Below are 13980 nucleotides of genomic sequence, written 5' to 3'. Positions count from 1 at the left end.
TTTGCGTTTTGACGTAGTACTCATCACGCTTACGTTCTGTTTCCCTATGGCTGCCTGCATGGTTGCGCAAGATAAGGAAGCTGCCAGTCAGGAAGGTGCCGGAAGACCCACGGTATCGCTAACTCTTCCCAGGGCTATCGAGATGGCCATGCAGCAGAATCGCCGTCTCAAACTTGCCAGTCTTTCGGTGGCCGAGAGCGAGACGAAACGGAGCATTGCTCAATCGAACTACTATCCGCGTATTAGCAATCAGTCGACAGTGCTCTATCTCACGGAGCTTGAGGGCGTTGTCGTTCCCGCTGGAGCATTTGGGAATTCAGGCGTTACAGGTCCCATCCCCGGTGAGTCGCTCCGGCTTGGTCAGGGCGCGCAGGCAGCTTATACAAGCGGTACGGGCCTGATCCAACCGTTCACGCAGATGTTCAAGATTCATGCAGGCGATCGAGCGGCAGCAGCGGATGTTCAAATCGCTCGCATCAATGAAACCGATGCGCAAAATTCAATCTCGCTGATCGTCCATCAGCTGTATTTCGACATCCTCACGACACAGGCGCATCTGGATGCTGCGAGACGGTCCGCGTCGGCGGCTTCCATCAACGAATCGGAGAACACACGTGCGGTCGCCGAGGGCAAGTCCCTCGATGTGGCGGCTTTGCAGGCGCACGCGGCTTATCTTGATCGACAACAAACCGTGCTAACTCAACAACTCGCGATCGATGATTCGATGCTTCAGTTCGATGATGTCCTTGGGTTGCCACTTGGAACCAGATTGATGCTTGACGGCGAATCCCTGGGACTACCGCCGATGCTGCCTTCTCGTTCCGAGGCGATTGCTGCGTTCAAAGCAAGCAACACCAAAGTGCTCTCTGCCAGGCAAACGGTGGAGAAGGCAAAGGCCGCGGTGTCCGCTGCGCGCGACGCTTACATTCCCGATATCAGCGGGATGGCGCGTTATAGCTATCAGAGCGGCGTTCCATTCCTGGTACACAACTTCGGTACATTCGGAGGTTTGGTCAGCTACGACCTCTTCGACGGCGGCGCGCGGGAGGCGAAGCTCAAACAGGCGAAGATTGAACTGCAAATGGCGGAGACTCAATTGCAGCAGACAGAATCTGACGTTGCTATCCAGATCTCCGCGGCTTACGACAAAACCGAGCAGCTTCAACAGCTCGTGTCTGTCGTCGACGAGGCTCTCACGGCTAGAGTCGAAGCGTCTCGGATCAGCGCGCAGCGAGTAGCGCAGGATGCGGAACTCGCATCCAGTGCCGCCAAGGATGATGCTGCCGTGTATGACACAAAGGCATCTCTGTTGGAAGCAAGGTTGGGTCTCTTTTTCGCTCAGGACAATATCCTGCAGATGCTGGGTCATCGTCCGTGACGCGGAGAATTTCACTCTTCGCGCAGCAAGGTCATGGGATCGGCTGAAAGCGCGCGTCGTGCAGGGATCCAGGTCGCTACTATCCCCAGCAACGACATGGCTAAGACTGCTCCTGCCAATACCAACGGATCACGCGGGGTCGCTTCATAAACGATGTAAGCTAACACGCGTGTTGCGAGAATCCCGAGGAGGAGTCCTACCGCGGAGCCAACTGCCAACAGTTTGATTGCGCGTCCCAATGCTGCCTGCAACACCTCAGTTCGTTGGGCGCCGAGGGCGACACGAATTCCAAACTCCCGCAGCCGTTTGCTGACTGAGTACGCCGCCATGCCGAATATGCCGGTGATCGATAGCATAGCCCCCATTGCGCCCAGCACGCCCAGCGACATGGTTGCCACCCGCGAGGGAAACATCACGACGGTTAACATGCTGTTCCACGTCTGGGTGTCGACTGGTAAGCCCGCGTCCAACTCACGCACCTTACTCCTGATGGCCGTGGCAAGTTCTTGAGGATCACGATGCGAACGCACCACCAAATAGGCCGCAGCGCTTGTGGGTGACTGCGACGACGGGAGAAATATCGCCGGCTCCTGATCTTCCGTAACGCTAAGATACTTCCCGTTTTCGACAACACCCACGATCTGAAGGCGGGTCCCATCCTGCAGCTTGTAATATCCGCCGATTGCGCTATGGACTGCGCCAAACATCTTTTCGGCAAACTCTTTGTTCACGATTGCAACGGGTGGCGCACTCTTATCGTCGTGCCAGCTGAAGCTTCTGCCCGCTAACAAGCTGGTGCCGGCCCCATCGAAGTATCCGGGAGATATGTCGTACCGGTATGGTGTGGCAGCAACATTCGCCTGCTTCAACTCCGTATCAGATTCCTTGAAGACATTCGCTCTGCTTCCAGCTCCAAAGATTAAGGGAGCGTAGTTGTTTACCAGCCCTGCCCGCTCAACGCCCGGAATCGTCTCGATTGCATCAATCATCCGCCTTTGCATGGCCGGTGCTTTATCAACGCTGTAACCCGCCATTGCCAGGTTTGCACTGACCAGCATCGTCTTCCGATCAAAGCCAAAGTTGCTATGCAGCGTTCTTACAAGTCCGCGTATCGCGACCAAAGATGATGTGATGAGCACGGCACATGTCGCAATCTGCACGACGAGCAAAACGTCGCGAGCGGTCAGTCGTCGTCCGAGGCGGCCGGCCGATCCCGCTTTGACGATCTCGTACGGATTCGCGCGGAGGACCTGACGTATCGGCACAATACCGAAGAGAAGTCCACTCACCAACGACAAAACCAGCGCTACCACGTACACCATGGCATCGGGAGCTATGGGCAAATGGACAGGAGTTCCGGAAAAAGGTTGCCACGTACTGAGCCGGTGCAACAAAAGGGCACTTCCAAAGACTCCCGCAACTCCCCCAACGAGCGAGATCAGGAACGCTTCGGTCAATAGTCCTCGCAGGATTCGTTTTCGGCTCGATCCTAGTGCAAGACGGAGTGCAATTTCGCGGGAGCGGTCGGCAGTGTGTGCTGCAAACAGGCTGCCCAGATTGGCGCATGCACCCAGCAGGATCAGGCCAGCCAGCAACATCAAGCCGGCTACGAATGCCTGAGCCGGACGGCGAAACGATGTGAGGCCCGAACGTGAAAGGGTAGCGCTTTTAAGACCAGCCTGCTTCGGGTAGGTCTTCTCGATATAGCTTCGAACGCCGTTCATGTCGGCGATAGCCTGTTTGGGAGTTACACCCGGCTTCAGATGTCCGAGAACTTCAAAGAGTCCTGCCGTATTCTCTCTCGCATTCAGGTCAAAGCCCGCAACCAGCTGTCCCTGATTAACTATCGGCACATAAAAATCCGGAGAGATAAATAATAAGGTTCCCTGAAAGCCCGGCTGCGCCACGCCGATGATGGTGAAGGGATGTTGGTTGAGTTGAATGACTCGGCCCACAACTCCGCGATCGTCCTGGAAGCGGCTATGCCAATAGGAGTAGCTGAGCACGAGATAGGGAGCACTGTTCTCGCCGTGCTCATCGGAGCTATGGAAGACGCGGCCAAGATAAGGCTGAATCTTGAGCACGTCGAAGTAATTTCCGCTCGTAGCGAAGCCCGAGGAGACCTCGGGATTCTTGTCGGTATCAAACGATACGAAGGAAAAGTTGAAAGCGGCCAGATCCTCAAAGCTGTGATTGCGGGCTCGCAGATCGAGATAGTTGGGATAAGACTGCCACCCGCCACCATCTCCATACTCACTTCCGTAGAGGCTCTCCGACTGAGGCACATTAAGTGGACGAAGAATCAGTCCGTTCAAAACACCGAAGACGACGGCGTTTGCGCCGATGGCAAGTGCCAGTGTCAATACTGCCGTAAGTGTGAATCCTGGCGAGCGACGTAACTGACGCGCGGCATAGCGAAAGTCTGCCCAGACGTTGTCGAGACTGAGGGCGACGTCGGCAGAGGCAACGCGCTCTCTGGTTGATGTAGGGTTGCCAAAGCGGACGAGTGCATCGCGTCGTGCTTCGGCAGCAGTCATACCAGCAGCCAGGTTATCGTCGGTACGCAGGTCGATGTGGGACTGAAGCTCCGCGTTGATCTCACGATCCAAACGCGAACGGGAGAAAAGATTCGTGATACGCCTGACGAGCGACATAGAACCACCTCATGCGTACTTCAGCATTGCGCGGATACCCTTCACCAGCTGTTCAAAGCTCTCTTCCGCCTCTCGCAATTCCTTCCGGCCCACAGCAGTCAGTTGGTAGTACTTTGCTCGTCGATTGGTCTCTGTCAGCGCCCACTCGGAGCTGATCCATCGACTCTGCTCCATGCGGTGAAGAGCTGGATAGAGCGAACCTTCTTCGACGCGAAGCAACTCCGCAGAGGCTCTCTGAATATGCAGGACAATCCCATACCCATGCAGTTCCCCCCGCTGTGCGAGGGTTTTGAGGACCAGCAGATCGAGGCTTCCCTGAAAGTCGTTCCTCGCCAAAGCGCATTACCCCTATACTTCTTAGTCTTGGGCACAGACTAGCCCTAGAAGTCGATGGGTGTCAAATGCATTATTCAAGGCCCGGCTAAGCTGTTCTCTGCAGGAAGGATGGGCGACGGGATCTTGATGAGATGCGCGATACGGTCTTTAGGGGGTGGCAGAGATTATTGCGGCGCGGACGATCTTGCAGTCTACTTTTTTGTTCTGAGGAGTTTTGATATTGGCTTTGTTGTTGTCGATCTCATAGTGGATGGCCCCGCCTACGACGAAGTCTGTGGCGTTCATGGAGTGGCTCGGATCGGTGCGGCAGGTGTACGTCTTTCCCTTGGCGTCGAAGGTGAGGTCATAGCCTTGATGCTTGTGCTCTGTGTCCTTGGTGCCGTAGGGCTGGTTGTCTTTCAGGGTGGAGTCTCCCTTGATCTTGTCGGCGAAGGATGGAAGAGTGGCGAGGAGTACGACGGCAAAGATCGCGAGTGACGGTGCTTTTCGCATGGTTCACCTCGTGGGAATTGTAACTGGCAGGTATGACAGCTGGCGTTATTTTTCGGGGCGGCTGCTCGGCTCTGCGGCTTAGGTGTGTTGTAGAAATTCGGTTCGGTATTCGGGGGCCAGGGCTTCGGCTTTGGCTTTAAGTTCGGCTCCGGTGACGGGATCTAGCTTTGGGGGTGGAGTTGTGCGGGTAGCTACGGGAACGCCGATCTGGGCGAAGAATTCTTCCTGACCGGCGGGAGAGCAGATGCAGAGGAGGCGGGTGGGCTTGTCGCTGGCGTTGTGAAATTGATGAGGTGCGTTCGCGGGGACATGGACGGTTTGACCGGCCTTTACGGTGGACTGCGCACCGCGAAAGGTGGCTTCGATCTCGCCGTCGAGGAGGATGAAGGTCTCTTCAAAGTCGTGGCGATGCGGAGGTGGGCCGCCGCCCGGAGGAATGTGCATGTCGATGAGGCAAAAGCGGCCTGCTGTGTCTTTTCCGGAGAGGAGAATGGTGTAGGTGTCTCCTACTAAGCCGATGTGAGACCGGCTTTTGTCGTCGGCGGTGGCGAGGATCAGGCTGCGGATTAGATCGTCGTGCGGAAGTGAGGGCATGTGCCTCTCCTTGATGTTAGGGAGTTTGCTGTATGTGCTGATTGTTCGATGGTCGGATTTATGGCGAGGTTGTGAGTCGCCTTCGAGGCGATGGCGATGACACGGCCAGAGCGGGTGGTGACCTTAGGAAAAATCGTGGACTTAGGTGGTGAGGCGAAACAGTGCTCGTTTGGTTGCGCTGCGGTAGGAGTCTGTGTCTCCTACTTTTTCGACGGAGGTGTAGCCGGCGGATCTTAGGAACTCTTCGATCCAGGCGTGGGGGGTTGGCCCCATGTCCGGGAGGCTCTTGGCCCAGGTGTTGTTGGTCTCATCGCTCTGGCCCATGTCGAAGATCAGGACCTTGCCAACCTTGAGACGAAGGGCGGCCATGATGTCTCTTGCGTAGTCAACGCCCCGGTTATACATGATGTGATGCAGGACGGATTGGAACAGGACCAAGTCAGATACAGGCAGGCGTGACATGAGGTCGGGAGAGATATCGGCGTAGATAAATCCTGCGCCTTTGACGCCGTTGAGCAGAACGGAAGCGTGAGCGAGAGACAGCCGACGCACGTCACCATCGACTCCAAGTGACAGGCATCCACACACCGAGGCAGCCTTCTGTACAAAAAATCCCTCTGCGCAGCCGATGTCCAACATCGTAACGGACTTACTAGCGTTTATCTCTGTTTCAATGATGGCCCAGCGGTCGGCACAGGAACGTTCTCCTTCACTGACCTGCGTTTCGCCAATTTGAACTGGGTGATATGGATCAAAGCTCGCTGAGATGCTGTGCACTGCTCGGCGGTAGACGAAACCCGCCACTGGCCCGAATGATTCTCCGATATTGAGAGCTTCATGTTTGGAAGATTGGTCGGTACATTGCATTAATAAACTCCTGATCCTGGTTGTCTTTGTTGAACATCAACGTGCTCATCCACAACAGGACTGCCACCCCTTTGACATCATCCTGCGTGAGAGAGAAAGCTTGGCGAACAACTTCGGTGTAGTCGTAAAGCCAGGGATGGCGCCACTGTTCCTTTGGCCGCCAGATATCGGAGAGAAGATCGGAGAGGTAAACTCGATCACCCCACATTGCGTAGCTCATAAAACCCAAGGTCAGGGCGTCGAATCCAATGGAGCCGAGTTCTCTGGAACGGTCCCAATCGACGACTCCACTGACCTCATCGTTTTGAAGAAGGAGATTGTCGGCCCAGTAGTCTCCGTGAACAGGAACTACGGGTAGATTCGTGCGGTCCCAGTTGCTCAGGTACTCGCAGGCTCCCGGAATCTTTGCGAGGTGGGGGTGATTCTGGAGGAAGCTGAGTGTGCTTGAGATCATCGCCTGATCGCCCCCTCCTCGTCTCGCGGGGCTGGTCGAGAAGATCTGCAGGAGCGGACCGAGCCCCTTCATGATGACTTTCTGGAGCTCGGTTTCGGCCAGTTTTTTGATGCGGACCGGGGAACCGGGAAGGCGAGAGACGATCATGCGATCGACGCCTTTAAGGATGATCTCCGGCGCAAGAGAGCCGATTACCTTGCGGCCGAGACCGATGCCGTGGAACTGGTGTTCGATGGAACGCCGGTACTGCGGAAGATTGGTTGCATACGCGACGACATCCTGATGATTGAGCTGGCCAAAACAGACAAACAGTCCGGAGTTCGCAAGGATGACGCGGACTTCAGATGCCGGATCGAGCCTGAAAAAGTCAGTCACCTGCTGCAGCTTGCCTTTCAGGACGAACGCTGGGATTCCGTGGGTGAGTGAGTCGCGGACTGCCTTCGATGTGGCGGGTTGGGCGAGGCGGAGTTCTCCGCGGATGCTGCGGCCGCAAGGAATAAAGACCGTGGAATCTCGATAGACAGCCGGGGAAATTGCCCCGAGGACGGTGTGCCAAACTGCCATTGGGCGAGACTGACACCTCTCAAGCGCGGACTGCTGCTCTACCATCCTCCCCAACGTGCCTAGCATCTGCCATCGCTCGTTTGCGCCTATAAAAGCTGGTTCGCTTATGATAGGGACATCCCTTAAAGCACCTACGCCCAATACGCCCGTCACGCCCATCGGAGACCTCCTCTGTTGTAGCTGTTCCGGGGTCAACGGGTGCGCTGACCACTTCTCGAGAGGTGGCCAGAATAATCGATTGTTAATGGATTGTGAAGGTTTTATTAATTTTTAAACAAGAAATTGAGCGCGTAATAGCTATTTTTGGGCCAATCGCTTTGTGCTATCTATAAGTTCCGGCGTTTTATTGCATTCGAGGTACCGGGCCAACCCCTTGCCGAAGAGCGCATACCTGTGGCTGCACGTCTCCCACATGTAGCGCGGCCCCGAGGTTCTGCGCCGCGATGTGGTTGATGTGCAGCCCATCGTAAGTAACTGCTAGATCGATCGGCGCGCTCGGCACTCCCTGCGCTGCGGCCGCGCCCGCGGCCAGCATCACCGCCATCGACAGTACTCCGCTACTCATACCCTTCATCGCTACTCTCCTATCGGCCTGTTGCGGAAAGGTTCGTTACTGCACGATCAGCGTGAGCGCCTGGCTGTGCGCAAGCGTCCCACTGGTCGCGGTTACGGTCAGCGTGTAGGTCTGCGGGCTCTGCAGCAGGAAGCCGCTGTTCGCCCCGCGCCCGGTCAGCGTCGCCGTCACACCCAGCCATCAGCAAGATCAGCAGCAGCAGCATCCGGCCCTTCATCTTCTCCCGCACGCTGCGTTTGGCAACGAAGAGCAGGAACGCCAGCACGATCCCATAAACGGCGGGTTACCGTACGTCTGTGCCGGAACCCCAGCGAAGGTCAGCGCCACCGTCCCTGCATTCACGGTCAGTGAGTAGGCCGCCATGACCTTGCTTCCACTGCTATCTGTAACCGTCACCGTGAAGTTGAACGACTCAGAGGCGGTCGGCACGCCAGAAAGACCCCCCGCGCTGCTCAAGGCAACTCCAGCGGGCAGTGCTCCTGCGGTGACCGCGTACGTGTAGGGCGCCGTTCCTCCGCTGGCGGTTAACATCTGGGGCGCTAAGAAGACACTGCATTCGAGATGACTGCCTAACTAAGGATCAGCGAACGAACTGATTGTCGATTGCCGCGCCGGTGACGCGTTCGAATTCATTCCAGGAGCACGGCGCGCTCTCTTCTGTATGGCTGCATTGTGGAATAAACACTTGAGCTTTCGCGGGAGGTTCTGAAAGCGACACCGGCAACGCTTTCCTCATCTGCGCTGGTGTCTGCACCGTGTAATAAACACGCACTTCGTCTTCTTTCCCAGGCCTCTGCCACAACTCAAAGATCAGTGCACCACCGGGAGCGGCATCGTCCCGCTGGTAACCATCAATGAGCCAATGTGCGTCGAGCAATGCAGCCACATTCGAGATGTTCGTATCGTGCCCCACCAGAAACACGGCCTTTTGTTGCGATGACGCTATAGCTCCGGCAACGGATTTTCCCTCCTTTGCCTGCTTCAGCGTGCACACTATGTGGAACAGGAGATTCGACGCCTGAATCCGAGCAACATACGGTGTGCGTTGCACTAACTCCGAACTTGCCGCATGCAGCGCCATCAGTGACTGTACCTTCGCCTCATCGATCCGTCCCCAGCCCACCTCGGTGTCCGGCATGCCGTTCAGATATTCGAGCTGAAAGTTTTCAGCAAACGTTGCAGCGGTGTTCAGCGGCCCCTTGAGCTCCGCCACATGGTCTCCAGCGCCCGCGGTAAGAGACGGTTGTATCTTCAGCAGAGACTTCTTGCCGTCCACAGCGCATCCGACTTCAACACATCCCGATAACACCTGCTGCATCGCTTGCAAAGGCATCTCGTACGCGGGTAGCAGCGCCGCAGCGTCTCCACCTATGTGTCCAGCCACAGCGAAACGTCCAAATTGTGCATCCGCTTTTCCCAGCTTTGCGGACCCGTGAAAAAGGACATCCTGCGTTCCCTTCTCCAGCGAATGAATGATGGCCCCGCACCCGGGCAGCAAACCCTGCACGAGGCTCTGCGCCGTATCTATCGTTCTGTTATCCGTGTCTCCGCCTATATATGCCGCTCCAGCGTCAGAGCATCCATCTGCCGAGAGCAGTCCGCGATCAGCGAACCATGCGCGATAGTAGGCTCCAAACTGCGTCATAAGCATCTTTCCATGGGGCGTAAGCTCCCCTGGATCTACCTCCCATTTTGGCCAGGGATCCCGCGAGTATTCGTTCAGCCGGTCATTAGTCCAGGTTGGCGAACGAACTCCATGCCGCGTCAGTACAAGCACGAACTTCAGCCGCTCCTCCACCTGCGATTTCGCTTGGGCTCTCACTGCAGGTAGTCCGCTGCATCCAAAAAAGATCGCCAGCGCGCAAAACATCCAGTGTGATCTCATTTCGAGTTTTGTCCTGTTCTTATTTCTGCGCCTCCCCAAATGCTCACTGTGCTTCTGTCCGGTAAACGTCGACCTCTGACGGTGTGCCTGTGCCCGGAACTCCGATGTACATCGCACTTTGTGAGGGAACAAGTAGCCCGGTCTTCGCCCCGACCGCAGTGTGAGTAACTCCGAGAGCTTGAAGCTTCCCGCTGGAGGAGAGCGAGAAGCTGTCTACCGCACCCGACCCCGTTATGAGATAGGCGCGATGTGTCTCTGCGTCGTAGAACAGATCATCCGCACCCGAATCTGCTGGAGCGGAGCTAAGTTGCTCGCCTGTCTTTCCGTTCAACACCAGGAGTTTTGCGGGCATACGGCACCCCACCAATAAGAGGTCGTCCGGTCCGTCGTACGCCAGTGGCGTATTTCCCTTCGCATTCGCCAGTGTCCACGTTTTCATTTGGAGATGCGTCCTGCCGTCAATCACTACCACCTCTCCGGCATCGCTTACGTTCACAAAGACCCGCTTTCCGCCCGGGTCCAGTTCCAGCGCCTCAGGATGAGCGGCCATCGACAGTTGCTTGAGCACCGAGAGTCTTTTCGCATCCAAAATCGCTACCGATGCAGGATTCGCCGAGTCTGTGCCTCCGTGACCTACATAGAGCATCTCGCTCTGCGCGTCGTATACCATGTCGTCGGCGTCCTCGAACAGCTTGATGCTCTTTAGCAGTTTCAACGGTTCTCCTTCAAATACCGTGAGCTCTGCCTTCTCTCCGTCCGCAACAAAGAGCCTTCGTGTTGCAGCCACCCAAACTAGCCCGTGTGGCTTGCCCATTCCCGTGAGACTCTGAGTGACCTTTTCGCTCGCGAGATCAATTACCTCAACCGACTTGTTTCCTGTTGCCGCCGCAAAGAGGCGATTGCCGACCTCATCAATTGCAAAGTGATCGAACTTCCCCTTCACGCCGGGCAGCAAAATCTTGCGCTCCAGTACGAGCGGCGCGGCCATTTGCGTCAGAGCAAAAGAGGCGCTCAGCGAGTAGAACATCAGGACAGCCAAAATTCTCTTCATATATCCTTCCGGCTCATCGAGCCGATTCGCGCACGACGAGTCTTGTTCAACTAGCGATTGTTGTGCCTGTAGCGGAAATATCACCTAGGCTGCCTACTTACGGTCTAGCTCACAGTCGTGGGCCTGGCAGCTATTCGTGATGCATCGTCCAGCGAACGCCTCCCGAGTACGTAGGCTTGTAATACTCCCGCTGGACCATGTACTGAGTGCTGCCGTTGTAGAAACCGAAGACTTCGTTGTTCATGTTTTCCCCTACAGCCACCGCCGTAAATCCCTTGCCGATGTAATACGTCGCCTGGGCGTCGACCTGAGTATGCGAGTAGAAGTAGTTGTCCCCAAACGGCCCCTTCACTCCGAAGTCCACCGCTGCTGGTCCCGAGTTTTGGTACTGATATGCAAAAATGTTCGAGCCATTGTGCGAGATACCCATCGTCACCAGCGCACGCTTCGTTGCATAAGATGGGCCTATGTTCCACGAGAGGGGCGCTTGTCCCACCAGCGCGGGAGTGTCTGTCCGGTTGGTGAGGTTGTAGTTCCTGGAAGCCGTGTAGGTAAAGTTCGTGTTGATTCGTAGACCACTGAGCACGCCTGGGAGATGGTTCAGATGCTGTTGGTACGCGAGCTCCACGCCCTGCACATAGGCGTGGTCACCGTTCACCTCCTGTTGCACGAGGTCACCAGCGTACGCATGCGATAACGGCGAGCCCGTCGCTGGAATGATTGTCTGTTGCGCGAAGATCGGCCGGGTGATTTGCTTATAAAAGTATCCGCCTTGCAACACTCCCACCGACGGGAGATAGTGCTCATACAGTATGTCGTAATCGTTCGCGTGCTCTGCCACAAGGCCCGTATTTCCAATCGCGATCGTGTATGGAGTCGTCGATTGATCCTCTGTAATGTAAGGCACAAGCTGGTATGGATCAGGTCGCGAGATGCCGCGTCCATAGACCGCCCGGATGTCCGAGTTACCGTCAATCCGGTATCGCAGCTGCACACTCGGCAAAGGATTCACATACGATCCGCTCCCATGCTGCGGCGTGGTTGAGACATAGTTCCCATTCGCATCGTTCACCACAAGATAGCCGGTATTGCTCGTTACCGTCCCTTCGATACGCAATCCCGTCTGCAGGTGGAAGCGTCCGAACTCTACGGTATTCATGATGTAGCCGGCTGACACACGCTCCTGCAGGTTGTAGTTCGCAGCATCCGACTGAAGATGGGTCGTGCCTTCATCGAGTGTGAAATTGCCCGGATTCGCCGCAAGATCGCCGGTGATTGATGAGAAGTTCGTCACCGGACCTAATGGGTAACTCCCACCGTAAAAATGGTTGTTCGTAAACGTACTTAGATAGTTGCTCATCAAGGTGCCGTTGTTTGAGTCATACTCCGGGGCATAAGCATTCTGCCCCTTATGCTCATTCCGGACCAGGCCGCCGAACTCGAGCGTTGAAGCATGCGTCCCCAGGTGGTAGTTGATCCCCATCGCCGCGCTCGCCTGCAGGTTCAGTTGTGACGCCTGGCCGCTCGTCAGATCGATCGTGTCCAATTTGTAGTTCGCCGGGTTCAGTATGGCATCGCCGGCAACCGCGCACGTGTACTGCGGCCTGTATTGACTCACCGTGGCCGATGCTGAATATGCGCAGTCGTTCGTCGCTGAAGATCCCTTGAACGCCGCTCCCGGATTACCCGCAGCTCCACCAAATCGCGAGTGCGCCGCCGCGATCTGATATCTGAGAAACGAATGCTCAAAAACATGCGTCCCGCCCATCGCCAGGTCCGCTACCTGTAGGTTTGGTCTGCGGACACTGGTGTGAAACGACGCCTTCGATCCATCCTTGAGTTGATACGCATACTTCTGTCCGTAGTCTCTGAAGTTCGAAAAGAGTCCGTGCACGAACAGATCGGAGTTTGGGCCGAGCTTGTAGTCTCCAGCGCCCGCAAAGCCGTAGCGTGTCCGGTCATATAAATACTGCTGAATATTCAGGGCGTCGAACGTCTTCGCACCATTGCCATCCAGGTCTGGCGTAGGCTCCACGTCGTCGATTCCCCGCCCGTTATAGTCGTAGCTGTATCCCGCTTCGAGACCGAACTTCTTCTGTCCCGCATCGATTCGCGGTCCAAATCTGAAGCCCGCCGACGAGTTGATCGTGAAGGCCTTGCGTCCATCTGCGATCGGCGTATATCCATCCAATCCCGAGATAGAAAGAGTGGGTTCATCCTCAGTCGCCTGTTTGATACGCAGATCCACCGAGCCACCAATAGCATCACCGTCCTGATTCGCAGACAACGTCTTGTTGATCGCCACTGAACCCACGAGATCCGCCGGAATAGTATCCAAATCTACCTGCCGCACCTGCGGATCTGGCCCCGGCACAATCACACCGTCGATCGTCGTATTGCTCAACCTGGGCTCTGTCCCGCGAATCTGTACATACTGACCTTCACCTTCATTGCGTTGCAGGGTCACACCTGGAAGCCGTCCCACCGCGTCTGCGATGTTTGCATTCGGCAGCGACTGGATCTGCGTATCCATCATCACGTTCAGGATGTTCTCCGAGGTCCGCTGCTCATTGATCGCAGCAGCATCTCCCGCTAGGTTAGCCAGAACCTCGACCTGCTGGTTGCTCGAACCGACTGTCAGCATCGCATTCAACACTGCGGCTTTTCCGGAACTTACCACCACGGTCGACACCGAATCGGCAAATCCAATGTAAGTGACCGTCACGGTGTAAGTGCCCGGCTTCAAGTTCGGAACCGAAAAGTCCCCCGCCGCATCCGACACCGCTCTCGTCGCCGTCGGCAGCAGCACAATCTGTGCGCCCGGTAGTACGGATCCGGTGGCATCCTTCACCGTGCCACTGATCGAGCCGTTGCTGGCGTTGCTTTTATCGCTCTCCACAGCGTGCGCTGGAAGCGATAAAGAAATCGCAAAAAGGAGAAAGGCCAACATAGCTGACTTCATGAACATAGTTCTCCATAGGTCTCCGCCTCTACCGAGTACGGGGCTCGCGTTACAGTCTTGGGTTGATGACTTGTCGCAAGCTTCTTCCATTGAGGTAAACACCCGTTCACGAAGCGGTGAATAATTTCTAAGGTTGGTAGTCATACTCCTCACCACGTGTGCATGAAAA

General features: G+C 56.0%; 13 protein-coding genes. 1 reads left to right on the top strand and 12 read right to left on the bottom strand.

From position 1 onward, the window contains the following. Window position 1: 1 nt before the first annotated feature. The gene (locus RBB82_RS14985) at window positions 2–1378 is read left to right on the top strand and encodes a TolC family protein (RefSeq protein ID WP_433971503.1); all 1377 of its coding nucleotides are present in this window, start codon (window positions 2–4) and stop codon (window positions 1376–1378) included. Between the two features lie 11 nt (window positions 1379–1389). On the opposite strand, the gene RBB82_RS14980 is transcribed toward RBB82_RS14985, so the two are convergent. The 12 genes from RBB82_RS14980 to RBB82_RS14925 all read right to left on the bottom strand — a co-directional run bounded on the left by RBB82_RS14980 (window position 1390) and on the right by RBB82_RS14925 (window position 13811). Then, on the bottom strand, window positions 1390–4032 hold the full coding sequence (locus RBB82_RS14980) for an ADOP family duplicated permease (RefSeq protein WP_433971501.1): 2643 nt from the start codon (window positions 4030–4032) through the stop codon (window positions 1390–1392). Between the two features lie 9 nt (window positions 4033–4041). Continuing rightward, the gene (locus RBB82_RS14975; RefSeq protein WP_433971499.1) at window positions 4042–4368 is read right to left on the bottom strand and encodes a PadR family transcriptional regulator; all 327 of its coding nucleotides are present in this window, start codon (window positions 4366–4368) and stop codon (window positions 4042–4044) included. A 147-nt stretch (window positions 4369–4515) separates the two neighbouring features. Continuing rightward, window positions 4516–4860, bottom strand: coding sequence for a hypothetical protein (locus RBB82_RS14970; protein WP_433971497.1), 345 nt, complete (start codon window positions 4858–4860; stop codon window positions 4516–4518). A gap of 78 nt (window positions 4861–4938) precedes the next feature. Continuing rightward, on the bottom strand, window positions 4939–5454 hold the full coding sequence (locus RBB82_RS14965) for a cupin domain-containing protein (RefSeq protein WP_433971496.1): 516 nt from the start codon (window positions 5452–5454) through the stop codon (window positions 4939–4941). Window positions 5455–5595: 141 nt separating this feature from the next. Continuing rightward, window positions 5596–6006, bottom strand: a complete 411-nt coding sequence (locus tag RBB82_RS14960) for a hypothetical protein (RefSeq protein ID WP_433971495.1) — start codon at window positions 6004–6006, stop codon at window positions 5596–5598. 283 nt (window positions 6007–6289) lie between these two features. Beyond that, the gene (locus tag RBB82_RS14955; RefSeq protein WP_433971494.1) at window positions 6290–7339 is read right to left on the bottom strand and encodes a phosphotransferase; all 1050 of its coding nucleotides are present in this window, start codon (window positions 7337–7339) and stop codon (window positions 6290–6292) included. A 343-nt stretch (window positions 7340–7682) separates the two neighbouring features. Next, window positions 7683–7913 carry a hypothetical protein gene (locus RBB82_RS14950; RefSeq protein ID WP_433971493.1) on the bottom strand — a complete coding sequence of 77 codons (231 nt, stop codon included), beginning with the start codon at window positions 7911–7913 and terminating at the stop codon, window positions 7683–7685. 36 nt (window positions 7914–7949) lie between these two features. Beyond that, on the bottom strand, window positions 7950–8084 hold the full coding sequence (locus RBB82_RS14945; RefSeq protein WP_433971491.1) for a hypothetical protein: 135 nt from the start codon (window positions 8082–8084) through the stop codon (window positions 7950–7952). Between the two features lie 42 nt (window positions 8085–8126). Then, window positions 8127–8444 carry an Ig domain-containing protein gene (locus RBB82_RS14940; RefSeq protein ID WP_433971489.1) on the bottom strand — a complete coding sequence of 106 codons (318 nt, stop codon included), beginning with the start codon at window positions 8442–8444 and terminating at the stop codon, window positions 8127–8129. A 49-nt stretch (window positions 8445–8493) separates the two neighbouring features. After that, window positions 8494–9735, bottom strand: coding sequence for a histidine-type phosphatase (locus tag RBB82_RS14935; RefSeq protein WP_433971488.1), 1242 nt, complete (start codon window positions 9733–9735; stop codon window positions 8494–8496). A 106-nt stretch (window positions 9736–9841) separates the two neighbouring features. Continuing rightward, a complete protein-coding gene (locus tag RBB82_RS14930; RefSeq protein WP_433971486.1) occupies window positions 9842–10849 on the bottom strand; it encodes a YncE family protein in 1008 nt (335 codons plus the stop codon). A 130-nt stretch (window positions 10850–10979) separates the two neighbouring features. Beyond that, window positions 10980–13811, bottom strand: coding sequence for a TonB-dependent receptor (locus RBB82_RS14925; RefSeq protein ID WP_433971484.1), 2832 nt, complete (start codon window positions 13809–13811; stop codon window positions 10980–10982). Between the last annotated feature and the right edge of the window lie 169 nt (window positions 13812–13980).

Origin of the sequence: Tunturiibacter lichenicola, from assembly GCF_051013355.1 — a bacterium.
GTDB classification, from domain to species: Bacteria; Acidobacteriota; Terriglobia; order Terriglobales; family Acidobacteriaceae; genus Edaphobacter; species Edaphobacter lichenicola_F.
Note: the sequence above shows the minus strand (reverse complement) of the source record. Positions and strands in the feature narration are given on the sequence as shown.